At 61.7% G+C, this 26,185-nt stretch carries 27 protein-coding genes; 11 read left to right on the top strand and 16 right to left on the bottom strand.

All coding sequences use genetic code 11. The features are described from left to right. The first annotated feature begins 179 nt into the window (after positions 1-179). Entirely contained in the window at positions 180-1,526 is a 1,347-nt protein-coding gene (locus tag ACR0NJ_RS01790) for a DEAD/DEAH box helicase (RefSeq protein WP_480815413.1), read from the top strand. Between the two features lie 41 nt (positions 1,527-1,567). Here ACR0NJ_RS01790 and ACR0NJ_RS01785 read toward each other — a convergent pair whose 3' ends face one another. Genes ACR0NJ_RS01785 through ACR0NJ_RS01775 form a run of 3 tightly spaced genes read right to left on the bottom strand, consistent with a single transcriptional unit; the run spans position 1,568 to position 3,590 of the window. Then, entirely contained in the window at positions 1,568-2,470 is a 903-nt protein-coding gene (locus ACR0NJ_RS01785) for an EamA family transporter (protein WP_480815412.1), read from the bottom strand. Positions 2,471-2,491: 21 nt separating this feature from the next. Next, positions 2,492-3,394 carry a fatty acid desaturase gene (locus ACR0NJ_RS01780; RefSeq protein WP_480815411.1) on the bottom strand — a complete coding sequence of 301 codons (903 nt, stop codon included), beginning with the start codon at positions 3,392-3,394 and terminating at the stop codon, positions 2,492-2,494. Continuing rightward, the gene (locus ACR0NJ_RS01775; protein WP_480815410.1) at positions 3,387-3,590 is read right to left on the bottom strand and encodes a DUF2061 domain-containing protein; all 204 of its coding nucleotides are present in this window, start codon (positions 3,588-3,590) and stop codon (positions 3,387-3,389) included. The genes ACR0NJ_RS01780 and ACR0NJ_RS01775 overlap by 8 nt, the downstream gene beginning before the upstream one ends. A 108-nt stretch (positions 3,591-3,698) precedes the next feature. Between ACR0NJ_RS01775 and ACR0NJ_RS01770 the strand changes: the two genes are divergently transcribed. Both ACR0NJ_RS01770 and ACR0NJ_RS01765 read left to right on the top strand, forming a co-directional pair. Next, the gene (locus tag ACR0NJ_RS01770) at positions 3,699-4,571 is read left to right on the top strand and encodes a helix-turn-helix domain-containing protein (RefSeq protein ID WP_480815409.1); all 873 of its coding nucleotides are present in this window, start codon (positions 3,699-3,701) and stop codon (positions 4,569-4,571) included. Positions 4,572-4,659: 88 nt separating this feature from the next. Further along, positions 4,660-4,842, top strand: a complete 183-nt coding sequence (locus ACR0NJ_RS01765; protein WP_480815408.1) for a hypothetical protein — start codon at positions 4,660-4,662, stop codon at positions 4,840-4,842. Here ACR0NJ_RS01765 and ACR0NJ_RS01760 read toward each other — a convergent pair. Both ACR0NJ_RS01760 and bcoG read right to left on the bottom strand, forming a co-directional pair. After that, positions 4,839-6,335 (bottom strand): carnitine 3-dehydrogenase, encoded by a 1,497-nt coding sequence (locus ACR0NJ_RS01760; RefSeq protein ID WP_480815407.1) that lies wholly within the window; start codon positions 6,333-6,335, stop codon positions 4,839-4,841. The two genes, ACR0NJ_RS01765 and ACR0NJ_RS01760, sit on opposite strands and share 4 nt — an antisense overlap. A 55-nt stretch (positions 6,336-6,390) precedes the next feature. Further along, on the bottom strand, positions 6,391-7,305 hold the full coding sequence (gene bcoG, locus ACR0NJ_RS01755; RefSeq protein WP_480815406.1) for a 3-dehydrocarnitine:acetyl-CoA trimethylamine transferase BcoG: 915 nt from the start codon (positions 7,303-7,305) through the stop codon (positions 6,391-6,393). Positions 7,306-7,437: 132 nt separating this feature from the next. On the opposite strand from bcoG, the gene ACR0NJ_RS01750 reads away from it, so the two are divergent. After that, entirely contained in the window at positions 7,438-8,424 is a 987-nt protein-coding gene (locus ACR0NJ_RS01750; protein ID WP_480815405.1) for a GlxA family transcriptional regulator, read from the top strand. Positions 8,425-8,496: 72 nt separating this feature from the next. Here ACR0NJ_RS01750 and ACR0NJ_RS01745 read toward each other — a convergent pair whose 3' ends face one another. From ACR0NJ_RS01745 to ACR0NJ_RS01735, 3 genes are read right to left on the bottom strand one after another with little or no spacing between them, the layout of a single operon-like run. Then, on the bottom strand, positions 8,497-9,543 hold the full coding sequence (locus tag ACR0NJ_RS01745) for an aldo/keto reductase (protein WP_480815404.1): 1,047 nt from the start codon (positions 9,541-9,543) through the stop codon (positions 8,497-8,499). Between the two features lie 34 nt (positions 9,544-9,577). After that, entirely contained in the window at positions 9,578-10,036 is a 459-nt protein-coding gene (locus tag ACR0NJ_RS01740) for a DNA polymerase III subunit chi (RefSeq protein ID WP_480815403.1), read from the bottom strand. 4 nt (positions 10,037-10,040) lie between these two features. Next, a complete protein-coding gene (locus ACR0NJ_RS01735; protein WP_480815402.1) occupies positions 10,041-11,507 on the bottom strand; it encodes a leucyl aminopeptidase in 1,467 nt (488 codons plus the stop codon). Between the two features lie 228 nt (positions 11,508-11,735). Between ACR0NJ_RS01735 and lptG the strand changes: the two genes are divergently transcribed. The 5 genes from lptG (at position 11,736) to rsmA (ending at position 18,116) form a co-directional block, all read left to right on the top strand. Then, positions 11,736-12,836, top strand: coding sequence for an LPS export ABC transporter permease LptG (gene lptG, locus ACR0NJ_RS01730; RefSeq protein ID WP_480815401.1), 1,101 nt, complete (start codon positions 11,736-11,738; stop codon positions 12,834-12,836). Beyond that, positions 12,836-14,986 (top strand): LPS-assembly protein LptD, encoded by a 2,151-nt coding sequence (locus ACR0NJ_RS01725; protein ID WP_480815400.1) that lies wholly within the window; start codon positions 12,836-12,838, stop codon positions 14,984-14,986. The genes lptG and ACR0NJ_RS01725 overlap by 1 nt, the downstream gene beginning before the upstream one ends. After that, the gene (locus tag ACR0NJ_RS01720; protein WP_480815399.1) at positions 14,977-16,230 is read left to right on the top strand and encodes a peptidylprolyl isomerase; all 1,254 of its coding nucleotides are present in this window, start codon (positions 14,977-14,979) and stop codon (positions 16,228-16,230) included. Before ACR0NJ_RS01725 ends, ACR0NJ_RS01720 begins: the two co-directional genes overlap by 10 nt. Next, complete coding sequence (pdxA, locus tag ACR0NJ_RS01715; protein WP_480815398.1) at positions 16,227-17,192, top strand: 4-hydroxythreonine-4-phosphate dehydrogenase PdxA; 966 nt, start codon at positions 16,227-16,229, stop codon at positions 17,190-17,192. The genes ACR0NJ_RS01720 and pdxA overlap by 4 nt, the downstream gene beginning before the upstream one ends. Before the next feature lie 81 nt (positions 17,193-17,273). Continuing rightward, positions 17,274-18,116: a 16S rRNA (adenine(1518)-N(6)/adenine(1519)-N(6))-dimethyltransferase RsmA gene (gene rsmA / locus ACR0NJ_RS01710; protein WP_480815397.1), complete on the top strand. Its 843-nt coding sequence runs from the start codon at positions 17,274-17,276 to the stop codon at positions 18,114-18,116. Between the two features lie 54 nt (positions 18,117-18,170). Here the strand turns inward: rsmA and ACR0NJ_RS01705 are convergent, their stop codons facing one another. The 3 genes from ACR0NJ_RS01705 to prfA all read right to left on the bottom strand — a co-directional run bounded on the left by ACR0NJ_RS01705 (position 18,171) and on the right by prfA (position 20,892). Beyond that, positions 18,171-18,755, bottom strand: a complete 585-nt coding sequence (locus tag ACR0NJ_RS01705; protein WP_480815396.1) for a DUF4167 domain-containing protein — start codon at positions 18,753-18,755, stop codon at positions 18,171-18,173. Between the two features lie 239 nt (positions 18,756-18,994). Further along, positions 18,995-19,840, bottom strand: a complete 846-nt coding sequence (prmC, locus tag ACR0NJ_RS01700) for a peptide chain release factor N(5)-glutamine methyltransferase (protein WP_480815395.1) — start codon at positions 19,838-19,840, stop codon at positions 18,995-18,997. Beyond that, entirely contained in the window at positions 19,837-20,892 is a 1,056-nt protein-coding gene (gene prfA, locus ACR0NJ_RS01695; RefSeq protein WP_480815548.1) for a peptide chain release factor 1, read from the bottom strand. Before prfA ends, prmC begins: the two co-directional genes overlap by 4 nt. Positions 20,893-20,955: 63 nt before the next feature. Here prfA and ACR0NJ_RS01690 point away from each other — a divergent pair, with 63 nt between their 5' ends. Next, the gene (locus ACR0NJ_RS01690) at positions 20,956-21,246 is read left to right on the top strand and encodes a hypothetical protein (protein ID WP_480815394.1); all 291 of its coding nucleotides are present in this window, start codon (positions 20,956-20,958) and stop codon (positions 21,244-21,246) included. Between the two features lie 4 nt (positions 21,247-21,250). Here the strand turns inward: ACR0NJ_RS01690 and ACR0NJ_RS01685 are convergent, their stop codons facing one another. The 5 genes from ACR0NJ_RS01685 to ACR0NJ_RS01665 all read right to left on the bottom strand — a co-directional run bounded on the left by ACR0NJ_RS01685 (position 21,251) and on the right by ACR0NJ_RS01665 (position 25,250). Further along, positions 21,251-21,598, bottom strand: a complete 348-nt coding sequence (locus ACR0NJ_RS01685) for a DUF6404 family protein (RefSeq protein WP_480815393.1) — start codon at positions 21,596-21,598, stop codon at positions 21,251-21,253. Between the two features lie 36 nt (positions 21,599-21,634). After that, positions 21,635-22,039, bottom strand: a complete 405-nt coding sequence (locus ACR0NJ_RS01680; protein ID WP_480815392.1) for a DUF1499 domain-containing protein — start codon at positions 22,037-22,039, stop codon at positions 21,635-21,637. A 58-nt stretch (positions 22,040-22,097) separates the two neighbouring features. Beyond that, entirely contained in the window at positions 22,098-23,045 is a 948-nt protein-coding gene (gene speB, locus ACR0NJ_RS01675) for an agmatinase (protein ID WP_480815391.1), read from the bottom strand. A gap of 63 nt (positions 23,046-23,108) precedes the next feature. Beyond that, a complete protein-coding gene (gene speB / locus ACR0NJ_RS01670; RefSeq protein WP_480815390.1) occupies positions 23,109-24,074 on the bottom strand; it encodes an agmatinase in 966 nt (321 codons plus the stop codon). Between the two features lie 12 nt (positions 24,075-24,086). Further along, positions 24,087-25,250 carry a M20 aminoacylase family protein gene (locus ACR0NJ_RS01665; protein ID WP_480815389.1) on the bottom strand — a complete coding sequence of 388 codons (1,164 nt, stop codon included), beginning with the start codon at positions 25,248-25,250 and terminating at the stop codon, positions 24,087-24,089. A 66-nt stretch (positions 25,251-25,316) separates the two neighbouring features. Here ACR0NJ_RS01665 and mazG point away from each other — a divergent pair, with 66 nt between their 5' ends. Beyond that, positions 25,317-26,174 carry a nucleoside triphosphate pyrophosphohydrolase gene (mazG, locus tag ACR0NJ_RS01660; RefSeq protein WP_480815388.1) on the top strand — a complete coding sequence of 286 codons (858 nt, stop codon included), beginning with the start codon at positions 25,317-25,319 and terminating at the stop codon, positions 26,172-26,174. Positions 26,175-26,185 lie beyond the last annotated feature (11 nt).

Raw genomic sequence — 26,185 nt, 5'->3', positions numbered from 1 at the left:
GCAGAAAATCCCGGTCGGCGATTGATTGCAACAGGTTAAACCCTCTTCATTTGACCCTGCCCCACGTTTTTGTTATGTCCGCCCTCAAGCCGAAATGCGCATCAGGCGCATGGCCATCCGGGCCCGGCATTTTTCTGACGCGCGGGCCAGGTAAAAGTGTCCGCATGAACCGGACATACATGACAAAGTTTAACGAACTGAACCTGAACCCGAAGGTCCTCAAAGCCATTGAGGAAGCCGGATACGAAACCCCCACCCCGATTCAGGAAGGCGCGATTCCCCCTGCGCTGGAAGGGCGCGACGTGCTGGGCATCGCCCAGACCGGGACGGGTAAAACCGCCAGCTTCACGCTGCCGATGATCACGCTGCTGGCCCGTGGCCGGGCGCGTGCGCGGATGCCACGGTCGCTGGTGCTGTGCCCGACGCGGGAACTGGCTGCACAGGTGGCCGAAAACTTCGACACCTATTCCAAACACCTGAAACTGACCAAGGCGCTGTTGATCGGCGGCGTCAGCTTCAAGGAACAAGACGCGCTGATCGACCGGGGTGTCGACGTGCTGATCGCCACGCCGGGCCGTCTGCTGGACCATTTCGAACGCGGCAAGCTGCTGCTGACCGGCGTTCAAATCATGGTTGTGGACGAAGCCGACCGGATGCTGGATATGGGCTTTATCCCCGATATCGAACGCATCTTCTCGCTGACGCCATTCACGCGCCAGACCCTGTTCTTCTCGGCCACCATGGCCAAAGAAATCGAGCGGATCACCGACACCTTCTTGTCCGCCCCCGAGCGCGTCGAAGTTGCCCGTCAGGCCACCGCGTCCGAGACCATCGAACAGGGTGTGGTCATGTTCAAAGGCGGCCGTCGCGACCGTGAGGCCAGCGCCAAGCGCAAGACCCTGCGCGCGCTGATCGATGCCGAGGGCGACGCCTGCACCAACGCGATCATCTTCTGCAACCGTAAGACCGATGTAGATATCTGCGCCAAGTCGCTGAAGAAATACGGCTATAACGCCGCCGCCATTCATGGCGATCTGGATCAGTCGCAGCGGATGAAAACGCTGGATGGGTTCCGCGACGGCTCATTGCGCTTGCTGGTGGCCTCGGATGTAGCCGCGCGCGGGCTGGACGTGCCCTCGGTCAGCCATGTGTTCAATTTCGACGTCCCCGGCCACCCCGAGGATTACGTACACCGCATCGGCCGCACCGGTCGCGCGGGGCGCGAGGGTAAGGCGATCACGATCTGCTCGGGTCGCGACGAAAAGGCGCTGGATGCGATTGAAAAATTGATCCAGAAGAATATCCCGCGCCTCGACAATCCGGTGAAGGAAGAGCCCAAGGCCGAAAAGCCGAAACCCGAGAAAAAGGTCAAAGAGGCCGAGGGCAAAAAGGACACCAAGAAGGATCGCGAACCTAAGGGGCGCGGTCGGGGCCGTAAAGACGACAACGGCCGGGCCGTCGTCGGCATGGGGGATCACATGCCCAGCTTCATCGCGCTCAGCTTTGACGAACGGCGCGCTGGCTAGGGCACTTTGCGTTTGATTTGAATCGAAATGCGCAAAACGCCTTAAATCGCCAGCACCAGTACCAGAATCGATAGTCCAAGCAAGGCCATCCCGGCGATTTCACGCCGGGTGATGGTCTCGCGGAAAAACAGGATCGAGGCGCCGAGGCTCAGGATCAGCTCGACTTGCCCCAGCGCCTTCACATAAGCCGCGTTCTGCAGGGTGAAGGCCAGAAACCAGCAAAACGACCCACCGAGGCTAGTGAGGCCGACGAATATACCGGTCGCGCGCGTCTCCCACACCGCGCGCAGTTCGGCCCGGTCGCGCCAGAGCAGCCACAGCCACATGCTGAGGAACTGAAACGTGACAACCGCCGCCAGTGTGATCAGCGCCCGGAACCAGGCGTTTATTTCGCCAAATTCCAGCGAAGCCCCCCGATAACTGACCGCCGAAAAGGCAAACAGCACGCCCGAGCCCAACCCCAATTGAGACGCCCGATTGGTCAGGTGCCGCCACCAAGCCCCGTCACCACCCGGTGTTTTCGACAGCAGCAGCACGGCCATCAGGCCCAACAGAATCGCCCCCAGCGCACCTATGGAAACCTCATCGCCAAGGATGAGGAAACCCACGATAGCCGTCTGAATAACCTCGGTTTTCTTGAACGTGATCCCAACGGCAAAGTTGCGCTGCTTGAACAGGGCAACAACGCAGATCGTCGCCAGAATCTGCGCCGTGCCGCCTATCGCCACAAACATCCAGAACCGTACGGTCAGCGGCGGCAACTCGGCCCCTGTCCCCCACAGCACCACCAACAGTCCCAGCACTGCCAACGGCATGGAATAGGCAAAACGCGCAAAAGTCGCGCCGGCGGCCGACAGCTTCACGCTGCTAAGCGATTTCTGCAGCATGAACCGCACCGTCTGGAACGAGGCGGCTGCGATGGTGACGGGAATCCATAAACTCATGAATTCCCTTCTGTCCTCAATTTACGGTTTTGGCCAGAGCGGATGCGCCACCGGGTCTTTCGCCCGCCAAAGGTATTCGCGGAAGATCTGGGCGTAGGATCGGTACACATAGGCCTCGTTACAGGCCAGATACCTGTCTTTTCCCGCCTTGTAGAGTGTGGGCAGCCGATACCACGGCACGGTCGGGTTCATGTGGTGAACGACGTGCAGATTGTTGTTCAGAAACAGAAAAGCCAAGGGGCCCCGATCTTCGACAATCACTGTCCGGGCGCGCGACTTCTCATGCGCGCGGTGTTCAAGAAAGGTGCGGATTTTGACCAGACCCAGGCCGATATAGGCGGACAGGACGTAGGCCCAGACCGGCATCGCCGAGTGAGAGACGATCCAAAGAACGACCGCAACCCCCGGCACATGCAAACCCCATGCCAGCAAAACGGCAGGGTCCCCACGCATCGCACCGCGCCCTTCGTCCCGCAGGAAAGCCGCCTGTCCGACAGCCGGACCCAGAACGATGCGGCCCAGAAGCGTGTTGTTTGCGGTGTAAAGCTGCCTCTGCCACGCGCTCAGCCCGGCCCAGACCTGCGGGTCCAGATAGTTCGACTCGGGGTCGTCGTAGGGATCGGTCAGGTTCGCATCCAGATGATGCGCCAGATGCAGGTCCCGGAATCGGTTGAACGGAATGAACAGGGTCAGCGGCAGCGCCATCAGCGCCTCGTTCAGCCACTTTTGCCGAAACGGATGCCCATGCAGCGCCTCATGCGTCAGCGAGGAATGCAGCGCCGCGACCAGACCCATGGCAGGAATAGCCAGCCACACGGACCACGACGCCAGCCAGAACACCACCGCCAGCCACGCGCCATAGCAGGCCACTATCAACGCAAAGGTTCCCCATTCGGGCGATCTGGGCGTTGTCGGTTCAGCCATGCCGCCCCCACGATATCCCCGCCCAGATGCGTTCGTAGATGACATACATCGTCAATCCGATGGCCGTGTTGACCAGCGCGACGGCTCCGCCAACAGCGGCTGAGCCTGTTGCGATCAGGCCGACCAGCGTCATGACCGCCAGGCCCATCACATTCCACACGATTGCTTTCACGACAGATCTTCGTCGCGTTTCCATTCCCGACCCCATTCTTCTTGTTCTCACAAAAGCGTTACATACGGGCCCGGCCGCTGCACATTCTGAATATGATTAACAAAACTAATCAATCATGATATTTATCATCACATGGATGACAAAATCGACAAACGCGACCGCGCTGCGCAGTTTCGTCTGCGCCTTGCCCGCGCGATGGAGGAGCGCAACGTCAGCCAAAGCGCCCTCGCCCGCAACATCGGCGTCGACCGTTCGACCGTTTCGCAGCTTCTGACCGATGAAGGCGCGCGCCTGCCCAATGCCCATGTGGTAGGCAGTTGCGCCTCGTCGCTGGGGGTTTCGGCGGACTGGCTGCTCAGCCTGTCGGACCGCCCTGAAAGCGCCGCCGAATTGCTGGCCAGTTCCCTGACCATGACCGAGGCCCCCCGCGCATTGGTCGATGAACGTATCTTCGAATGGCACCAGCAGGCTGCGGGCTACAAGATCCGCTATGTGCCAGCGACCCTGCCCGATATGCTGAAAACCCGCGCCGTTCTGGAATGGGAATACGCCCCGCATCTAGGCCGGACCGCAGATCAGGCGATCGGGGCATCCTCCGACCGTCTGGCTTGGATGCGCGGCGCGCAGTCGGACTACGAAATCGCCATGCCGTTGTTCGAAATCCGCAGCTTCGCGCATGGGGTCGGATACTATGACGGCCTGCCGTTAGAGGTGCGCCTGGAACAGATCGACCACCTGCTGGATATCTGCGAACAGCTATACCCCCGGCTGCGCATCTATCTGTTCGATGCCAAGCGGCTATACTCGGCCCCCGTCACGATCTTCGGGCCGCTGCTTTGCGTATTCTACGCAGGCAGCCACTATATGGCCTTCCGCGACCGCGACCGGATCGAGCTGTTCGCCCGCCATTTCGACACCCTGATCCGCGAGGCTGACATGACCGCCCGCCATTTCCCCGAGCACCTGAAACGGTTGCGGGCCGAGGCGGTTGACCTCTCATCCTGACACTTGGGGTATGAAATGCACACGCCTGCTGTATAGTTGACCTGCGCGAACCATCAGACATTCCGCGACAACACGGAGGATGACTGGAATGGACCCACTACAAACCGCTCAATATGCGCGTGCGCTGTATACGGCGCATGGCGACCGGGCCGAGGCGGAAGCCGCCCAGAAAATGCGCGAATGCGAGGCCGCCGGAAACACTGAAGAGGCCAAAAACTGGCAGGCTGTGCGCAGCACAATCCGCCAAATTCGCGGCCCCAATCAGGGTTAAACCGGCTTCCGGATCGCAGCCCCCGCGCCTTCGGGGTATGGCAGATCAGCCTGCGCCTCTGCGATGCGCGCCATCGCCGCCTCGATCTGCGGTGACGGCGGGCTGGGGCGTCGGGTCTCCAGGCTGACATGCAGCAGAAAGCTCTCGCCCGTAGCGAGCAGCTTGTCGCCTTCGTACATGCTGTGGAACACGTGCAGCTTCTTGCCCTGCCCCAGCAGCATCTGGGTACGCACCTGTATCCTTGCACCTGCATGGGCTTCATCCACATAGCGAATGTGGTTCTCAGCCGTGAAATAGCTGCCGCCCGAGGCGATATAGTCCGCGTCACACCCGATGATCTCCATGAACCGATCCGTGGCGGCGGCAAAAGCCTCAAGGTACTTGGTCTCGTTCATGTGACCATTGTAGTCGGTCCAGTCCAGCGGCACCGCACGCGACAGGGTCAGGATCGGCTGGCTCAGATCCGCCTGATCCAACGTCGGCAGCGCCCCCGGTTTCAGTAGCGCATCATGCTGGTTCAACACTGCCCCGGCCCCATAATTCTGCGCCTTGAGCGCCCGCATCATACCGACAAGGTTGTTATCACGGATGCGCTCCAGGTCCCGGATCGAGTGCATCCCAGACTGCGCGTCCGACTGATCGGCAATCATATCGACCAACTCATCGGTGAACTCGGGCACATCCATCAGCTTGGTCCAGGGCCATTTCAGAGCGGGCCCGAACTGCGCCATGAAATGCCGCATCCCGGCCTCGCCCCCGGCCACGCGGTAGGTTTCGAACAGACCCATCTGGGCCCAGCGGATGCCGAAGCCCATGCGGATCGCCTCATCCACTTCTTCGGTCGTGGCAATGCCGTCCTTGACCAGCCACAAAGCCTCACGCCAGACGGCTTCGAGGAACCGGTCGGCGATATGGGCATCAATTTCCTTGCGGACATGCAGCGGAAAGAAGCCGACCGAACCAAGCAGGTCTTTCGCCCTCGCAACCAGTTCAGGCGCGTTCTTCCCCGTCGGCACCATTTCAACCAGCGGCAACAGATAAACCGGGTTGAACGGATGTGTCACCACGATCTGCTCGGGCCGCAGCGCGCCCTCCTGCAGTTCCGAGGGCTTAAACCCACTGGTCGAAGACCCAATGATCGCCCCCGGATCGCACGCTTCCTGCAACCCCTTGTAGACCTCCTGTTTCAGCTCCAGCCGCTCCGGCACACTCTCTTGAATCCAGACCGCCCCCTCAACGGCTTCACTCATGTCGCCATGAAAACTCAACGCCCCCTCGACCGGCAAAGGCACATCGCTCAACCCCGGCAGAGACCGCCGCGCATTGTCCAAAACCTCCCCAATCTTCCGCTCGGCCTCCGGGTCCGGATCAAACACCCGCACATCCCAGCCGTTCAGAAGGAACCGAGCGGCCCACCCACCGCCAATAACGCCACCCCCAACGATCGCCGCTGTTTTCACCCGTTGCCCCTCACGCACAATCCGCCTCTTCATCTGGCCAAAAATATCCCGGGGGTTTGGGGGCTGGCCCCCAATTTCCAGCGTCCTCTCACGGCGCCACCTGTGCCCGCTTCACCAACCCCAACTTCTCGCGCACGGCCTCGGGCCCGATCACCCGTGCCCCCATATTCTCAATGATCGTCCCGGCGCGTTCCACCAACTGCCAGTTCTCGGCCAATACGCCCTTGTCCAGCCACAGGTTGTCCTCCAGCCCCACGCGCACATTGCCCCCTGCCAAAACGGTGGCTGCCACATAGGCCATCTGGTGCCGCCCAAGGGAAAACGCGCTGAAGGTCCAGTCATCGGGCACGTTGTTCACCATCGCCATGAAGGTATTCAGATCATCCGGCGCGCCCCATGGCACACCCATGCACAGTTGTACCAGAGCGTTGGGTTCCAGAAACCCTTCCTTCACCAACTGCTTGGCAAACCACAGATGGCCGGTGTCAAACGCCTCAATCTCAGGCTTCACGCCCATATCGGTCATCATCTGCCCCATTGCCCGCAGCGCACCGGGGGTGTTGGTCATGACGTAATCCGCCTCGGCGAAATTCATTGTGCCGCAGTCCAGGGTGCAAATCTCGGGTAAACACTCGGCAATATGCGCCACGCGCTCCGAGGCGCCGATCATGTCCGTCCCGTCAGCCACCGGGAATGGGTTCTCGACCCCGCCAAAAACGATGTCGCCACCCATCCCTGCCGTCAGGTTCAGCACAACATCCACATCCGCCTCGCGTATCCGCTCCGTCACCTCGCGGTACAGGTCCAACCGGCGGCTTGGCGCGCCGGTCTCGGGGTCGCGGACATGGCAGTGCACCACCGCCGCCCCCGCCTTGGCGGCGGCAATCGCACTTTCGGCAACCTGCGCAGGCGAGCGCGGCACATGCGGGCTGCGATCCTGCGTCCCGCCCGAGCCGGTGACGGCGCAGGTGATAAAGACGTCGCGGTTCATTTCCAGAGGCATGGCGTTTTCCCCAGCTTATACCGGCTTGTTCGTAGGGTTTTCCCCAGACTTCTCCCCGGCTATCGATTTGCGTTCGCGCCCGAGTCTGGCGCAGCCTTGGGGAAACACTTGCCAGAATGCGAATCAGACTTGATGAAATCCGCAAAAAATATTCTCCAACCCGAACATCGCGCCCTAAAAACGGCCGTGCTGGTCCTGGATGACTGCAACACGCTCTGCTTCGCTTCCGCCGTTGATCCGATGCGCGCGGCCAACCGTCTGGCAGTCCGCCCCGCGTTTGACTGGGACTACGTGACCGCCACGGCGGAGCCTGCGATGCTGACCAGCGCGCTCTGCGTTCCCGGCATCCCGCTGGCCCGCCTGCAGACCTGCGATCTGATGATCGTGGTCGCCGGGTTCCAACTGGCCCGCCACGCCACCCCCAGCCTGCTCGCCGGGCTGCGCCGGATTGCGGGCACCGGGGCCGCAATGGCCGGAATTGACGGTGGCCCTTGGCTGCTGGCTGAGGCGGGCCTGCTCGACGGCTACGCCGCCACCACCCACTGGGAGGATCTGGAAAACTTCGCCGACCGCTTCCCAAACATCGACGTGCGCCCCGACCGGTTCACGATCTCGGGCAATCGCATGACCTCAGGCGGTGCAATCCCCGCAGTTGACATGATGCTACAGATCATCGCGGCCCGCCACGGTGCGGGCTTCGCCGCCCGCGTCTCGGGTCTGTTCCTCTATGATGGCCCATCCGAACCATCAAAACCGCAAAGCAGAACAGGCGCGCCACATCGCCACACAGCCCTGACCGCCAAAGCAAATGCGCTGATGGAAGCCTCGCTTGACGAGCCCCTAACCCTCGCCGACATCGCCGACACGCTGGGCACAAGCCCCCGCACCCTGCAGCAACAGTTCCGCCTGCGCCTGAACACCACACCGCAGGACCACTACCTGCAACTCCGACTGGCCGAGGCCCGACGTCTGGTCACAGACACAGACCTGCCGCTGAGGGATGTCGCGCTGGCCACAGGGTTCGCCTCGCAGTCCAGCTTCGCCCGTGCCTTCCGCACCGCCCACGGCCTCTCGGCCCGCGACCTCAGACAAGAGCGTACCCAACCCACCCATCACTGACCGGATCCCTCTTCATCTGTCCAAAAATATCCCGGGGGAGGCGCGCGGCACGCGCGACGGGGGCAGAGCCCCCTAATACGGCATCGGATGCGCCCGGTGGGCCTGCCCAATCTCGGCCAATACCTCAGGCGACAGCTCCAGATCACGCCCGGCCAGAATATGCTCCAACTGCGCCACCGAGGTCGCCCCAAAGATCGCCGACATCATGAAGGGCCGCGTCCGACACCACGACAACGCCATATGCACCGGGTCCAGTCCATGCCGCGCGGCAATCTCAAGATAGGCCGCTACCGCATCAAACACCCGCTCGGACTTGCGCCCGCCCATCTCGGGGTTCAGCGACATGCGAGAGGCATCGGGCACGACCCCACCCTGATATTTACCGGTCAGAAACCCTGCTCCAAGCGGTGAAAAGGCCATCAGGCCAACATCCTCGTGCACGCTCAGTTCAGCCATATCCGTGTCGAAATGCCGACATAGCAGGGAATACTCGTTCTGAACCGAGGCCACACGCGGCGTACCCATCTGCTCGGCCAGACGCAGCCATTGCGCGGTGCCCCAGGCGCTTTCGTTCGACAGGCCGAAGGCACGAATATTGCCCTTGTCCACCTGCGCCTGCAGAGCCTCCAGACAGCCCTGCATATTGTCCAGAACCTCGTTCGTGTTGTGCCCGGAGGGGGAGTAATTCCAGTTCTGGCGAAACATGTAACTGCCACGATTGGGCCAGTGAAACTGATAGAGGTCGATATAGCCGGTCTGCAATCGCCGCAACGAGCCTTCGATCGCGCCGGGAATCGTCTGCGCGGTTATCGGCGCGCCGTCGCGGATATGGTTCATCCCTGCGCCGGAATGTTTGGTGGCCAGCACATAATCGCCACGGCGCGAGGGGTTGGCCGCGTTCCAGGTGCCCAGAATCTCTTCGGTGCGCCCAACGGTTTCTCTGGCCACCGGGTTCACCGGGTACATCTCGGCGGCGTCGACGAAATTGACGCCCGCGTCCAGCGCTAAATCCATCTGGCGATGCGCCTCATCCTCGGACGTTTGCGACCCGAACGTCATGGTGCCAAGGCAAAGGTCTGACACAGAAATACCCGTGCGGCCCAGCGGCTTCATTTCCATCCTGAACTCTCCTGTTGATCTGCCCGACCGTCCCCTAGGCCTCGGCTTTTTTCTCCCACCGGCCCGATTCCTCGGACCAGTATTGCGCCGAACAGCCCGCGCCGGTCAGCGCCTTCCATTGGTCCCGCGCGTGCTGTTTGGCCTCGTCGTCATTGCCGTCGAACAGGATGCAGACCCGTTCCAGCGCCGCCACTTCGTCCGGCTCGACCGGCGCGCCATCAACGGCCATCACGCATGCCGGGTCATTGGCGGCGTCGGGCCCGGTGGTCAGCAGGATCGGCTGCGCCGCATCATGCGGGCTGCCAGCCCGACCATGCGGCAGGAACCCGTCCTCGGGCCCCAGCCACAGCTTTTCGTCCAGCCAGTCCATCCGCGCCGGATCAGTGCCTCGCACGGCGATTTTCCACCCGGCCTGACGGGCCTTGTCCAGCAACACGGGCAAGGTGTGCTCCAGCGGCTGACGGGTCAGGTGGTAGAAATAGACGGCCCCCATGGGTTTACTCGAAATTGTCCTGCACAAAGCGGCTCAGCGCGCGCACGCCCCAGCCTGTCGCGCCTTTGGGCGCATAGGAGGTCTCGGCAGACACCGAGGCCACGCCCGCGATATCGAGGTGAATCCACGGCGTTTCCTCTTTCACGAACCGCTGCAGGAACTGCGCCGCCGTGATCGAACCCGCAGGCCGTCCGCCCACGTTCTTCATATCCGCAATCCGGGATTTGAGCAGCTTGTCGTAAGCATCGCCCAACGGCATTCGCCACGCGCCTTCATCCTCGGCTTTGGCCGATTTCAGGAAGGCATCGCAGAAGGTATCGTTGTTCGAGAAGACACCGGCATTCTCATGGCCCAGACCAATGATGATCGCGCCGGTGAGCGTTGCCAGATCGATCATGCCGACCGGCTCGAACCGGTCCTGCGCGTACCACATCACATCGCACAGAACCAAGCGGCCCTCGGCGTCGGTGTTGATGATCTCGACCGTGTCGCCCTTCATCGACTTTACCACATCGCCGGGACGGGTGGCGTTGCCCGAGGGCATGTTCTCGACCAGCCCAACCAGCCCCACGACATTGGCCTTGGCCTTGCGTTTAGCCAGCGCACGCATGGTACCCGCAACGACGCCTGCGCCGCCCATATCCATGGTCATGTCTTCCATGCCACCCGCCGGTTTCAGCGAGATGCCGCCGGTATCGAACACAACGCCCTTCCCGATCAAAGCCAGTGGCGCATCGTCCTTGTCGCCGCCCTTCCACTGCATCACGACCACTTTCGACGGGCTGTCCGAGCCCTGCCCGACGCTCAGCAGCGTCCGCATGCCCAACTCGGCCAGCTTGTCTTCTTCCAGAACCTCGACCTCAAGCCCCAGCGATTTCATCTCGTCCAGACGGTCGGCGAATTCGGTGGTGGTCAGCACATTTGCAGGCTCGTTGGTCAGGTCGCGGGTCATGCGCACACCGTCGGCCACTGCATAGAGCGGGGCAAAGGCGGCTTCGGCCTCGTCATGTTTCGAATGGCTGATCGTGACCGTTCCCGGGTCTTCGCTGTCCTTGGTCTTGTGCACATCGAAGTCATAGCTGCGCAGCGCGACGCCCATCGCCAGATCCTCGGTCCGGATCTGATTGCCCGCCATCACCAGCATGTCCTTGCCGCCCGCCAACTTGGCCAGCGAAGCCCCGGCCTTGCGCGCCTCGGCCGGTTCAGGGCGGCGCGGAAGGACCAGAATGTCGAGCGCTTCGGCCTCCATCCCCGCAGGCCACGCCAGCGAGATCACGTCGCCGGTCTTGGCCTTGCCAAACTTTTCGCTTTCGACCAGCCGGGCGACGGCCCCCTTGGTCAGACGATTGGCACGGCGGGCGGCGGGGCCCATCTTGCCCTCGGACGGGATGATGACCGCCACACGCCCGGCGGCCTGCGCCATAGCGTCAACGTCAAAGGCCTGAAAACGGATTGATACCAGACTGCTCATTGCAAACTCCTGAAATTCTGTTCCCCAAGACCTAGCCCGCACCGCGCGGCTTGACCAGATAGCAGTTTTCCCCCGTCCGTATTTGCAGTAAGGTCGCGCAAAAATAACTGGCAGGTCCGGGGGAAAAGACGTGGCACGAAACGGCAGGCACGCGCCGTCGCGCATATTCAGATGCGGGGACGATTTTGGCCTGAACCCCCGTTTTCCAAGCCCCACGGGGGCATTCCCGTGATCCTTGACCGCTACTTCGCCCGCCGCTTTCTGCAAAGCTTCTTCGTCATCGGCGGCATTTTCCTGACCTTGATGATTCTGATCGACCTGATTGAACAGGTCCGCCGGTTCGACGATGTCGACCTGTCCTTCGGGCAATTGCTGCAACTGAGCCTGCTTAACACCCCCGCCGCGATCAGCGAGATGCTGCCCCTGCTGGTGATCCTGGCGACCATCGCGCTGTTCGTCGGTCTGGCACGCAGCTCCGAACTTGTGGTGACGCGCGCCATCGGGCGGTCGGGCATCCGCGCGCTGGTCGCGCCGGTGCTGTTGGCCTTAGCCATCGGCGCGTTTGCCGTGGCGCTGCTGAACCCGATCGCCGCCGCCACGTCGGAAGAGTTCCAGCGCCTTTCGGATTCCTATCGCAACAACGGCAGTTCCGCCCTGTCGATCAGCAGCGAGGGGCTCTGGCTGCGGCAAAGCGCCGAAAACGGTCAGGCGGTGATCCACGCACGAGGGACCTCGAACGGGGACAGTCTTGGGCTGGACGACGTGACCATCATCACCTTCGCCCGCGACGGCAAGCCAACCCAGCAGATCATCGCCGACCGGGCCCAGCTTGACGACGGCAAATGGGTGCTGACCAATGCCAAGGTCTGGAATCTGGAAGAAGGCCAGAACCCCGAGTTCAATTCGGCCCAGCACGAACGGCTAGACCTGCCGACATCGCTGACGCGCGACCGCATTCTGGACACGTTGGGTCAGAAGAACTCGGTCTCGGTCTACGATCTTCCGCAATTGATCAAAGACCTGCGCGAAGCCGGGTTTTCGACCAAGCAGTATGAGGTCTGGCTGCAGGTTCAGCTTGCCCGTCCGATCTTTCTGGTTTCGATGGTCCTGATCGGGGCCGCCTTCACCATGCGGCATGTGCGTTTTGGTGGCACCGGCATCGCGGTGCTGACGGCGGTGTTGCTGGGCTTCGCCATCTACTTCGTGCGCAACTTTGCGCAAATCCTTGGGGAAAACGGACAATTGCCCATCTACGTCGCAGCCTGGGCCCCGCCCTTTGCCGCAATTCTGCTGTCACTCGGCCTGCTTTTACATGCGGAGGATGGCTGATGCGGCACATTCTTCCCCTGTTGCTGACAAGCGCAATGGCCTTGTCCGTCCCCGCTAGCCTTGGTGCCCAGACGGCCCCGGCTGAGGCCCAGCAGGAACAGGACCAGCCCGCCCTGCTGGTCGCCGACCGTGTTTTCATCACCAATGACCGCAAGCTGGTGGCCGAAGGCAATGTCGAGGCATTTCAGGGCGACACCAAACTGTCCGCTCAGCGCGTAGTCTACGATCAGGAAACCGGAGAGCTTGTTCTCGAAGGCCCCATCCGAATTGATCAGGGCGGGCAATCGACCCTGCTGGCGGATTCGGGTGAGTTGGACAGCGGCATCCAGAACGGCTTGCTTATTGGCGCGCGGATGGTGTTCGATCAGCAGGTTCAAATCGCCTCAGTCCAGGCGAAACGGGCGGCGGGACGGTATACTCAGTTCAGCAAGGTCTCGGCCACGTCCTGCCATGTGTGCGAGAACGGACGGCCGCCGCTCTGGCAGATCAGGGCGCGCAAAGTCACGCATGACCAATTGGAACGCCAGCTTTATTTTGAAGGTGCGCAATTGCGGGTTCTGGACCTGCCGGTGTTCTACTTCCCTTATCTGCGCCTGCCGGACCCGACGCTGGACCGCGCGACCGGGTTTCTGGTTCCGTCGATCCGCAGCACCTCGCAACTGGGAACCGGGGTTCAGGTTCCGTACTTCTTCAAGATTGGCGATCACAGGGACCTGACGCTGACACCTTACGTGTCATCCAGAACCAAGACGCTGGGCTACCGCTACCGCCAGGCTTTTGTGAACGGTCGTATTCAGATCGAGGGCGCATTCACCCGCGACGACATCCAGCCGGATCAGGATCGCGGGTATCTGTTTGCAAACGGCTCTTTCAACCTGAAGAACGACTACCGCCTGTCTTTCAACCTGCGCACAACCTCAGATGACGCGTATCTTGCTGACTACGGGCTGCCCGATTTTGACCGTTTGCGCAGTGAAATCGCGCTGGAACGGATCAAACGGGACACTGCATTCAGAACAAGCTTCATCCACTACGAGACCCTGCGCGACAGTGAGGATCAGGACGAAATACCGTCCCGTATCTTCGATCTGAACTACGAAAAACGCTTCTTCCCCAATGCGGTGGGCGGCGAAGTTCGCCTCGCCTTTATCGGTCATGCCCATGAACGCACCAGCGATACCGATATCATTGGCCGCGACATTGCGCGGGCCACATTCGACGCCGAGTGGCTGCGCAGTTGGACCTTTGCGTCCGGTCTGCGGGCGGATGCCCAGTTCGGAGCCTCGGTAGATACGTTCGACATCCACAACGACAGCCAGTTTCCCGATCAGGTCACCCGATCCACCCCACGCGCGGCCCTGACCCTGCGCTACCCGATGACCCGACGCGAAAAATCCGGGGCGACCCAGTTTCTCGAACCGATCGCGCAGGTCGGGTGGACCCATGTCTCGAACACCGATGTGCCCAACGACGAAAGCACCTTTCAGGAATTCGATCAGGGCAACCTGCTATCCCTGTCCCGCTTCCCGGCAGAGGACCAGCGCGAGGATGGCACCACCGCCGTCCTGGGCGTGAACTGGGCCCGGTACGCAGCAGGCGGCTGGCAGGCGTTGGCGACGGTCGGTCAGGTCTTTCGGGCGGACGCGGACCCGAACTTCAACCTGACCTCGGGATTGCAGGGCACGTCGTCCGATGTGCTGCTGGCGGGGCAGATCAAAACCGCCAACGGCTGGTCTTTGGCAGGCCGCGGTCTGCTAAACGGCGATTTCAGCTTTGCCAAAGCAGAACTGCGCGGCGGTTGGCAACAGGAAGGAGCCAGATTGGTCGGCAGCTATATCTGGCAGGAGCCCGACCCGGCTGAGAACCTGAACGAAGAGATCTCCGAACTGCTGCTGCTGGGCAGCTATCAGGTGGATCAAAACTGGCGGACCGGGGGCCTCGCCCGTTATGATCTGAGCGAGTCCGAACCCCTTCGTCTGGGGCTGGATGTGACCTATCAGAACGAATGCGTTCAGGTTAACATGTCTGTCAGTCGGCGCTTTACTTCAACATCGACTATTGAGCCTTCGACAGAATTCGGCTTTACCCTGTCGCTAACAGGATACGCCCTTGAAGGCGGTGGTAAGACATACAAGAGAACATGCAGTTGATATCAGGTATCTTCAGGTTTCTTCGTTCACGCCAGCGCAAAGTGATCGCGCCGGTTCTGGCTACGGCGCTGGTCGCAGGTGTCACATCTCAGGTGACAGCACAAAGCCTATTTTCACCGGCGATCCGAGTAAATCAGGACATCGTCACATGGTACGAGCTGGAACAGCGCCAGCAGTTCCTGAACGCTCTGGGCGCACCCGGCGGGACCGAGGCCGAGGTGCGTCAGGCCCTGATCGACGATCGCCTGCGCAAACAGGCCATGCGCGAGGCTGGTATCCAAACCGCCGCCGAGGATGTGCAGGTCGGGATAGATGAATTTGCGTCCCGAGGGCAGCTTTCGACCGAGCAGTTCCTGCAACTTCTGGCCGATCAGGGTGTCGATCCCGAAACGGTCCGCGATTTTGTAGCCGATCAGCTTTCCTGGCGCGACTATATCAGCGCCCGCTTCCTGTCACAGGCCCGACCGACGCAAGACGAAATCAACCGCGCACTTGGGCAAACCGGCGGCGGCGGGCTGCAGGTCCTGCTGTCCGAGGTCATCATACCGGTGAACCCGCAGACGGTGGCACAAACCGAGCTTCTGGCCGAAGAAATCTCGCAATTGGAAGGGTTCGATGCCTTTGCCGCTGCCGCAACCCAGTATTCCGCCGCAGCAACCCGCAACGATGGCGGTCGGCTGGACTGGCTGAACATCTCGAGCCTACCGCCCGCACTGCAGCCGGTGATCCTGGGCCTGAAGGACGGAGAGATCACCGATCCACTCAGCCTGCCGAACGCTGTGGCGCTGTTCCAGATGCGCGGCCTGCGTGAAGTGTCGACCGGCGCGCCGCGTTTCTCTGAAATCGACTATGCCATCTATTACCTGCCCGGCGGTCGCAGCGCCGACGGCCTCGCCTCGGCCGCGCGGCTGCGGGAAGAAGTCGACACCTGCGATGACCTCTACGGCATCGCCAAGGACCAGCCCGCCGACGTACTGGAGCGGATTACCGCCAGCCCCTCGGAAATCCCCCGCGACGTGGCGCTTGAACTGGCCAAACTGGACCGGAATGAGGTCTCGACAGCCCTGACCCGCAACAACGGGCAGACGCTGATGTTCCTGATGCTCTGCAACCGGACCCGCGATCTGGGCGAGGAAACCTCGCGCGAGGATGTGGCCAATGCCCTGACCCAGCAGCGGCTGCAGGCGTTTTCCGAAAGCCTGCTGGAACAGCTGCGGGCCGACGCCACCATCATCGAGCAATGACCGCCCCCATCGCGCTAAGCTGCGGTGATCCCGCCGGTATCGGCCCCGAGATCGCAGCAAAAGCGTGGGAGGCCCTGCGCGGCACCTGCTCGTTTTTCTATATCGGAGACGTGTCCCACCTTCCCACAGGCACACCAACCCAACAAATCAGCGATGCCTCGCAGGCCATCGCGGCCTGCGCTTCGGCCCTGCCCGTTCTGCATAAGGCGTTTCCGGTGCAGAACACACCGGGCCAACCCGCCACGGAAAACGCGGCCTCAGTGATCGAAGCCATCGAAACCGGCGTCGCGCTAGTACAGTCTGGGGCTGCATCGGCCCTGTGCACGGCTCCGATCCATAAGAAAGTTCTGATCGACGGGGCCGGGTTCTCCTATCCCGGACATACCGAGTTTCTGGCCGCCCTCGCTGGCCAAAACCGCGTGGTGATGATGCTAGCCAGCGAACAGTTGCGCGTTGTCCCCGCTACGATCCACATCGCCCTGTCAGACGTGCCCCGCCAATTGACTCCAGACCTGCTGCTGGACACCATTGCCATCACCGCCGACGGCCTGCGCCGCCAGTTCGGCATCCCCCACCCGCGCCTCGCCGTGGCCGGGCTGAACCCGCACGCCGGTGAAGGCGGCAAAATGGGGACCGAGGAACTGGACTGGATCGCCCCGCTGCTGGCCGACCTGCAGCCCGATGGCTACACCGTCACCGGCCCGCATCCCGCCGACACCATGTTCCACGCCGCCGCCCGCGCCCGCTATGACGCGGCCATCGCCATGTATCACGATCAGGCCCTGATCCCGATCAAAACCCTGGATTTCGACCGCGGCGTGAACGTGACCCTTGGCCTGCCCTTCATCCGCACCTCACCCGACCACGGTACCGCGCTCGACATAGCGGGCCAAGGCATCGCCAACCCGACCAGCCTGATCGAGGCCCTGAAACTCGCCCACCGCATGGCCCAAACCCGCTGATGCTTCACCTGTCTGAAAATATCCCCGCCGGAGGCAAAAAACCTCTGGCGCACCGCCCCCAACCCACGCCACGATAACGGCATGAGCGCCATCGACACCCTCCCTCCGCTGCGCGAAGTCATCGCCGCCCACCAGTTGTCTGCCCGCAAATCGCTGGGGCAGAACTTTCTGCTGGACCTCAACTTGACCGCCAAGATCGCCCGGCAGGCCGGGGACCTGACCGAATGTGACGTGCTCGAGATCGGCCCCGGCCCCGGTGGCCTGACCCGGGGGTTGCTGTCCGAGGGCGCACGCAAGGTCGTCGCGGTGGAAAAAGACACCCGCTGCATCGCCGCCCTGAACGAGATCGCCGCCGCATACCCAGGCAGGCTCGAGGTGATCAACGGAGACGCGCTTGAAATCGACCCGCTGGCGCTCTTGACCCCACCGATCCGCATCGCGGCCAACCTGCCCTACAACGTGGGGACCGAGCTGCTGGTGCGTTGGCTGACCCCACCCGAATGGCCGCCCTTCTGGCAAAGCCTGACTCTGATGTTCCAGCGCGAGGTCGCTGAACGCATCGTCGCCCAGCCCGGCAGCAAGGCCTATGGGCGTCTGGCAATTCTGGCCCAATGGCGCGCAGATGCCAGCATCGCCATGTCCTTGCCGCCCGGAGCTTTCACGCCACCGCCCAAGGTCTCCAGCGCGGTCGTACACCTGACCGCCCTGCCCGAACCCCGCTACCCAGCCGACGCCGATACCCTGTCACGCGTCGTCGCTGCCGCCTTCAACCAGCGCCGCAAAATGCTGCGCGCCTCGCTGAAAGGCGTGGCCCCGGATATCGAAGACCGGCTGACCACCGCAGGGATCAAACCCACGGAACGGGCCGAGCAGGTCCCGCTTGAAGCGTTTTGCGCGCTCGCGCGGGAAATCCGCAAACCCTGAACGCAAAAAACCCGGCGCATCGACCGGGGTTTTTTGACGTATTTGTCTGGCGATTTACTCAGCGGCTTCTGACGTGTCGCCGTTATCGCTGGTGGCCTCTTCCTTGGCCGGTGCCGCTTTGGGTTTGCGGGTGCGCGGGCGGCGGGGCTGCTTTTCCTTGCGCTCGGCAGGCTCGCCATCGGCAGGTTTGTTCTGGCTTTCCGGCGTCTCGACCAGACCGCTTTCGGGCGCGGCCGTAGGCTCGGCAAAATCCATCACATCGGGCTGCGGGGCCTCGGCCGGGTCGGCCTGACGAGCGGCTTCGCGTTCCTGACGCTCGGCACGTTCGCGGTCGCGTTCGGCCTGACGTTCGCGGTTCTGACGCTCCTGCTCTTCGCGGCGCGCTTCAATCTCGCGCTGCGCTTCGCTCAGCATCCGCAGGTAATGCTCGGCGTGCTGCTGGAAATTCTCAGCCGCCACACGGTCATTCGACAACTGAGCGTCACGCGCCAGCTGATTGTATTTATCAATGATTTGTTGCGGCGTGCCACGCACTTTGCCCTCGGGGCCGGAGCTGTCAAAAACCCGGTTTACGACGTTGCCGCCGGAAGGACGATTGCGGTTATTCTTGGCCCGCGAGCGGGATTTAGAAGATCTCATCTTACTTTACGTCAGCCTTGTCGTTCACTGTCGATCAACCCGTAACTTGCACTGCTCAGAAGCTTGTCCCGTACCGTGTCATCGACTTTTTGGGCTTGGCGTCAGGGGTGCGCTGGAACGGCGTCAACCTCTCCGACTATCCCTGAGTAAACATGTCCGGCCCCCACAGACAAGAGGGTAATCGCCAATTTCGCAGGTTTTTTACATTCAACGGCGATTTTTGGCCTCAATCCTGCCGATCAACCCGGCATTGTTGCACCAACGACGCGATCCCTGCCGTCCAGATCGGGGATCACGCGGATATCTGCCAGCCCTGCCGCATCAAACAGCGCCGAGACATATTTTGCCTGCGTCGGGCCGATCTCGACCAGAATTCGCCCTCCCTGGGCCAAATAATCCGGCGCGTCGGCGGCTATGCGACGATATGCATCAAGCCCATCGCCCTCGTCGGTAAGCGCCAGTCGGGGTTCATGATCGCGAACTTCGGGCGACAGGTCATGCATTTCCGCCAGCGAGATATAAGGCGGGTTCGAAACGATCAGATCGAACGTGCCGCCCACCGCTGCAAACCAGTCCGATTTGCGGATTTCGACGCGGTCCTGCACCGCATGCAACACGGCATTGGCGCTGGCCTGCAGGCACGCGGCTTCGCTTAAATCCACCCCCAAACCCGATGCACTGGCCCGTTCCGCCAGCAAGGTGATCAGAATGCAGCCCGACCCGACGCCAAGGTCCAAAACATGGTCAAACGGCTGGCTGAGGGCGGCTTCAACCAGCGCCTCGGTCTCGGGCCGCGGGTCCAGCACGTCGCCGCTGACGCGGAAGCGGCGACCGTAGAACTCGCGCTCGCCCAACAGGTGCGACACCGGCACGCGGATTGCGCGGAGGGAAACCAACTGGTCGTACCGCTCGGCGATGTCCGGCGACAGTTCCTCGGGCGCGATCAGAGTTACGCGGCTGGCCTCGATCCGCGCAGCATGGGCCAGCAAGACGCGTGCATCCCGCGCCGGGTCCTCGACGCCTGCGGCACGCAAACGTGCCGTCGCAGCCACCATGGCCTGAGCTGCTGTCAACGCCGCAATCATTGCGCCATCTCCGCCAGCAGCCGCGCCTGATCATCCGCAGTCAACGCGTCGATCACCTCATCCAGATCGCCCTGCATCACCTGATCCAGTTTATAGAGCGTCAGGTTGATGCGGTGATCCGTCATGCGGCCTTGCGGGAAATTATATGTCCTGATCCGTTCTGACCGGTCGCCAGAACCCACCTGACTGGCACGATCGGCCGAGCGTTCGCTGTCGATCCGCTGGCGTTCCAGATCATACAGGCGGGTTTTCAGCACCTGCATCGCGATCTCGCGGTTGCGGTGCTGGGACTTCTCGGAACTCGTCACCACGATGCCGCTGGGCAGGTGGGTGATCCGCACCGCCGAGTCGGTGGTGTTCACATGCTGCCCGCCCGCGCCCGAGGACCGCATCGTGTCGATGCGGATGTCATTGGCGTCGATCTGGATGTCCACATCTTCCGCCTCGGGCAGAACCGCCACCGTCGCCGCCGAGGTATGTATGCGACCGCCACTTTCGGTTTCGGGCACGCGCTGCACCCGATGCACGCCGGATTCGTATTTCATCCGGGCAAAGACGTTGTCGCCCTTGATGTGGGCCACCACTTCTTTGATGCCGCCCAGGTCTGAAGCCTGTTCCTCAATGATCTCAAACTGCCAGCCCCGCGCTTCGGCGTATCGCTGATACATCCGCAGCAGATCACCCGCGAACAGAGCCGCCTCATCGCCCCCGGTGCCAGGGCGAATCTCCAGCATCGCGGGGCGCGCATCCGCCGCGTCCTTGGGCAGCAGCGCCAGTTGCAAAGCATGCTCGGCCTCGGGGATCTGTGCCTGAAGCGTGGGGATTTCCTCTTCCGCCAGTTCCTTCATGTCCGGGTCGGCCAGCATCGCTTCGGCCTCGGCCAGATCGGCGACCAGTTGCCGCCACGCGGTGATCTGATCGACCACCGGCTTAAGGTCGGAATACTCCTTGGCCAGCGTCGCGATATCACCGCCCGAGGCACCATCGGCCATGGCAGCCTCGAGGTACTGGAAACGCTGTGTAATCTGTTCAAGACGTTCTTCGGGGATCATCCGGGCGGTGTCTCTCAATCCGGGGCTTTGGTCAAGAGCCGTCGCTGTGCTAAGCTGCCGCGCATGAAACGAATTGCTCTTGTTTTAGCGCTGTGCGCAGCCCCTGCGATGGCCGATGTCTACGGCCCGAATGGCAAGGTTCAGGACTGCTACTGCACCGACAAAGCCGGTAGCCGCGTGGAACTGGGTGAGATGATCTGCCTGCAGGTTGATGGCCGCATGTTCATGGCGCAATGCCAGATGTCGCTGAACGTGCCCATGTGGCGCGAGGTGCAGGAGGGGTGTTTGTCGTCCGGATTGCAGTCGGAGTGGCCCGAGCTTGAACCCTCGGCCCCCTCCCACGACGCAACTTAATCAATCAAAGGTCTTCCCACCGGCTGAGCTGGTGCCGCTTTCTTTTGCGCCAGATCGTCATTTCTTGGAACGCTGTCATGACAGCGCCAAAGGCCAACGAAGCAACAACCAGGCGCAAGATAAGGCAGGACGGCGGGGTTCTGAGAATGTACATTGGTACCCCCCATAGGCCGCCAAACATTAGCGGGTCCCAGAACAGTCGTGAGGCCCTACTGCGATAGAAATCCGGTATCGGTTCAAACCCGGCTTTTCTGAGAAATCTGATAACCGGTGCGGGGTTACCGCGTTCTTGCAGACCGGCATATTCCAGTTCTGCGGTGGCACGTTGGAACTTTCTTTCATAATTGCTCATATTACCCATATGGGTATTTTGGCGCGCCTTTTCAACCTATTGGAGATTTTGCAACCACCCATCCACCCGCGCCGCGTTCACCCCGAAATCCCTGCGACCAAACCGCAACCGGCCATAAACGCGCAGGATGTCTCCGTCCTGCTGCGCCGTGGTATAGTCCGGAAATCCAATAACCTTGGTGCGCGTGACGTAGGTGATCATCTCATCCTCAACCGACCCCGCCAGCACGGTGGTTCGCGGCGCAGCGCGGGCGATGGCGTCAAGTGCCTCCAGCCCGTTCGGGCCGGTCTCAACGACCCGCAGCGCCCCGCCGGGCATATCCCGGTTCGCGTCTCCTACCGGAGCGACATGCCAGCGATCCGGGTCAGAGGGGGCCAGACGGATATACGCCCCCAGCAAAACCACTCCCCCCAAAACCAGCAACAGCAGCACTTTTTTCATCCCTGATCCCGTCCCTTTTGACCCAACCTATTTGCAAAGCGCACTGAGACAAGCCGCCCTACCGCGACGTCACACCGGGCAGGATGCACAACAGTTCGAACAGCAGGTTGGCGGCGGTCAGCGCCGTGTTGCCCGACGGATCAAAGGGCGGAGAGACCTCGACCAGATCGCAGCCGACCACATTCGCCCCACCCAATGCGTGGATCAGTTGCAGCGCCTGTGGAGTGGTCAGGCCACCAATCTCGGGCGTGCCGGTGCCGGGGGCATAGGCCGGGTCCAGGCTGTCAATGTCATAGGTGATGTAGAGCGGGTGATTGCCGACCTCTTTCCGGATCATCGTTCCGATGCCGGTCAGGTTCTGCTGCCACACCTCCCACGCCGGGAACTGTTTGAAGCCCCAACCCTTCGCCTCGGCAAAGTCGCTGGCGGCGTAGCCTGAGCCCCGGATGCCGATCTGATAGGTCTTGTCGGGGACGATCAGACCTTCCTCATAGGCGCGGCGGAAGACGGTGCCGTGGGTTTCACGCTCACCGAACATCTCGTCATTCACATCCGCATGGGCGTCCACATGGACCAGCGCCACGGGGCCATGTTTGGCCGCCACAGCCCGCAGGATCGGCAGGGTGATCGAATGGTCGCCGCCCATCGCCACAGGGGTCACATCCTGCGTCAGAATGCCGTCATAGCTTTCGCGGATGATCTTCAGGCTATCGGCCAGCGAAAACGTGTTGATCGCCAGATCGCCGATATCGGCAATCTGCAGGCTGTCGAACGGGGCCGCCCCGTTGGCCATGTTATAAGGCCGGATCATCGCGCTTTCGCTGCGGATTTGTTTGGGCCCGAACCGGGTGCCCGACCGCCAAGAGGTGCCGATGTCCATCGGAATGCCCAGCACCGCCACATCCAGCCCCTCAAGCGAGGACGCCTGCGGTAGCCGCATGAACGTATTCGGCCCGGAAAACCGCGCCAGATCGTTACCGCTGATGGGTTGGTTAAACTCGGTCATGCCCAGATGCCTCCTGTCCGGTCTTTTGGTTAACCTGATAGCGGAAAGATGGCTAACCAAAGGTTAAGGCACCAGCTTGTTCCACCCCAGCAGGCAAATAATCTGCGTCGCCACATGCGCCCCGGCAATCGCCGTCGCGCCCGAGGTGTCATAGGGCGGAGACACCTCGACCACGTCGCCGCCCTTGATGTTGATCCCGGCGATGTCGCGCAGAATGATCTGCGCCTGGATCGAGGACAAACCGCCCCAAACTGGCGTTCCTGTGCCGGGCGCAAAGGCCGGGTCCAGACCATCAATGTCAAAGCTTAGATAAACCGGGCTGTCGCCGAGGATACCCCTGATCTTTTGCGCCACCGCAGCTGGCCCACTTTCATAAACCTCGCGCGCGTCGATGATGTTGACGCCCAGCGTGTCCTCGTTCGTGGTCCGTATCCCCACCTGAACCGAGCGCTTGGGGTCCACGATCCCCGACTTCACCGCCTTGTAGAACATCGTTCCGTGGTCCACGCGGGACATGTCATCATCGGCCCAGGTGTCGGTATGCGCATCGAATTGCAGCAGAGACATCGGCCCGTATTTCTCGGCATAGGCCTTCAGGATCGGGAAGCTGACATAGTGATCCCCACCCAACGCAACCGAGGCGACATCGGCCGCCAGAATGGTGCGGATGTGATCGGTCAGCGTGTCGGGAAAAGCCGGGATATTGGCATAGTCAAACGCTAGGTCCCCATAGTCGATGACCGCCAGTTCGTTCAACGCCTTGAATGGCCAGCCATAGGGCTCATCCGGCGATTGCAGGGTGCTCGCCTCACGGATGGCACGAGGCCCGAGCCGGGTGCCGGGTCTATTGGTCACCGCCTGATCGAACGGGATACCGGTCACGGCAATATCTGCGCCTGTCAGGTCCTTGGTATACAGACGGCGCAGGAACGAGGTCGCTCCGCCAAAGGTGTTCTCGTACGAGACGCCTTTCAGTTCGGGGTTGGTGAACGCCTCATCAACGTAGTTCTTCGAATCTTCCAGTGCCATGCTCTTGCCTCATCAGCCCAAAGGCTGCGCCTTTTCGACGATCCGCGCGAAGAAGGAGGCCCCAACCGGCGCGATATCGTCGTTGAAATTGTACTTTGGATGATGCAGCCCCGCGCCCTCACCCTGACCCAGAAACAGGTAGGCTCCAGGTCGTTCCTGCAGCATGTAGGAAAAATCCTCGGCCCCCATATCGCGCCCCATATTGTCGACCACACGCTCGGGTCCTGAGACATCGCGCGCGACATCGGCGGCAAACGCTGCCTTCTCGGCGTCATTGATCGTGGCCGGATAGCCCACCTGATAATCCAGCACCGCCTCAACCCCGTAAGAGGCCGCCTGCCCCGCCACGATCTGCTCCATCCGCTCCATCACCATCTTTTGCACCGCTGGATCGAAGGTGCGAACCGTACCGTTCAGGTAAGCCGTATCAGGGATCACGTTGTTGACGGTGCCGGTGTGGATCTGCGTGACAGAGACCACCAGATCTTCGACCGCATAGTGGTTCCGGCTGACGATCGTCTGGATCGCCTGCGCGATCCCGCACGCCGCCATTACAGGGTCACGGGTTTCATGCGGCATAGCCCCGTGGCCACCGACGCCCTGTATGTTTATGTCAAACGTATCCACTGCCGCCATGATCGGCCCCGGCGCGGTATAGAATGCGCCCTCGGGATTGCCGGGATCGTTGTGCAGACCGTAGACCTGAGAGATGTCGAACCGATCCATGATCCCCTCTTCGACCATCACACCGGCCCCGCCGCCCTCTTCCTCGGCAGGTTGAAAAACCAGCGCAACGCGGCCCGCGAAATTCCGCGTCTCTGCCAGGTACCGCGCAGCCCCCAGCAACATCGTGGTGTGCCCGTCATGGCCACAGGCATGCATCTTGCCGGGGTTTTTCGAGGCATAAGGCACGCCGGTCTCTTCGGGGATCGGCAACGCATCCATATCGGCGCGCAGGCCAATTGTGGGCCCCTCACCCTGCCCGTTGATAATCGCGACCATGCCGGTCTTGGCGATCCCTTCGTGCAACTCATCCACACCGAAGTCGCGCAGCCGGTCCGCCACGAAGGCCGCGGTTTCATGACATTCGAACTCCAGTTCCGGGATAGTATGCAGGTGCTGCCGCCACGCAGTCATATCATCGGCGTAATCGGCAATTCGGTTGACGACGGGCATCTGGGGTGGACTCCTGTTCCAGTCTGCGGAATGGATGCATCTGACACCGGAACGAAAGGGTTCGCAATGGCCGAAAATCCGCTGATCCACGACTCGGATGCTGGGATCGAGCGTCTGCTGGAAATCATGCGCCGACTGCGCGACCCCAATACCGGCTGCCCGTGGGACATCGAACAGGATTTCGGCACCATCGCCCCCTACACAATCGAAGAAGCCTATGAGGTCGCCGACGCTATCGAACGCGAAGCCTATGACGAGTTGAAGGGCGAGTTGGGCGATCTGCTGTTTCAATCCGTCTTCCACGCGCAAATGGCTGCCGAGGCCGGGCATTTCACCTTTCAAGACGTGGTGCGCACCATGTCGGACAAGATGGTCGCCCGGCATCCGCATGTGTTCGGCGACGAATCCCGCGAGAAATCGGCGGAACAGCAAACGGTTGACTGGGAAACCATCAAGGCCGCCGAACGCGCAGACAAGGAACAAAAAGGCGCTTTGGATGGCGTGGCCGCCAACCTGCCAGCCTTGCTGCGTGCCCATAAGCTGCAGAAGCGCGCCGCCCGCGTGGGGTTCGACTGGCCCGACGCCAGCCATGTGCTGGCCAAGATCACCGAGGAAGCTGCGGAACTGGAAGAGGCCCGCAACAGCAAGGACGCCGACGCCCTTGAAGATGAGTTCGGAGACCTGCTGTTCGTCATGGTCAATCTGGGCCGCCATCTAGGCATCGAACCCGAGGCCGCCCTGCGCCGCACCAACGCCAAATTCACCCGCAGGTTCGAACAGGTTGAGGCCCAGCTGGCTGCGCGGGGCAAGCTGCCGACGGACAGCACGCTGGAAGAAATGGATGCGCTCTGGGATGAGGTCAAAACCGAGGAACACCGCGCCAACGGCAAACTCCCGCCGGTAAGCACGGCTGCTGACACGTAAAACGGGTGGAC

It is taken from the genome of Ruegeria sp. F11 (assembly GCF_056533855.1).
Note: the sequence above shows the minus strand (reverse complement) of the source record. Positions and strands in the feature narration are given on the sequence as shown.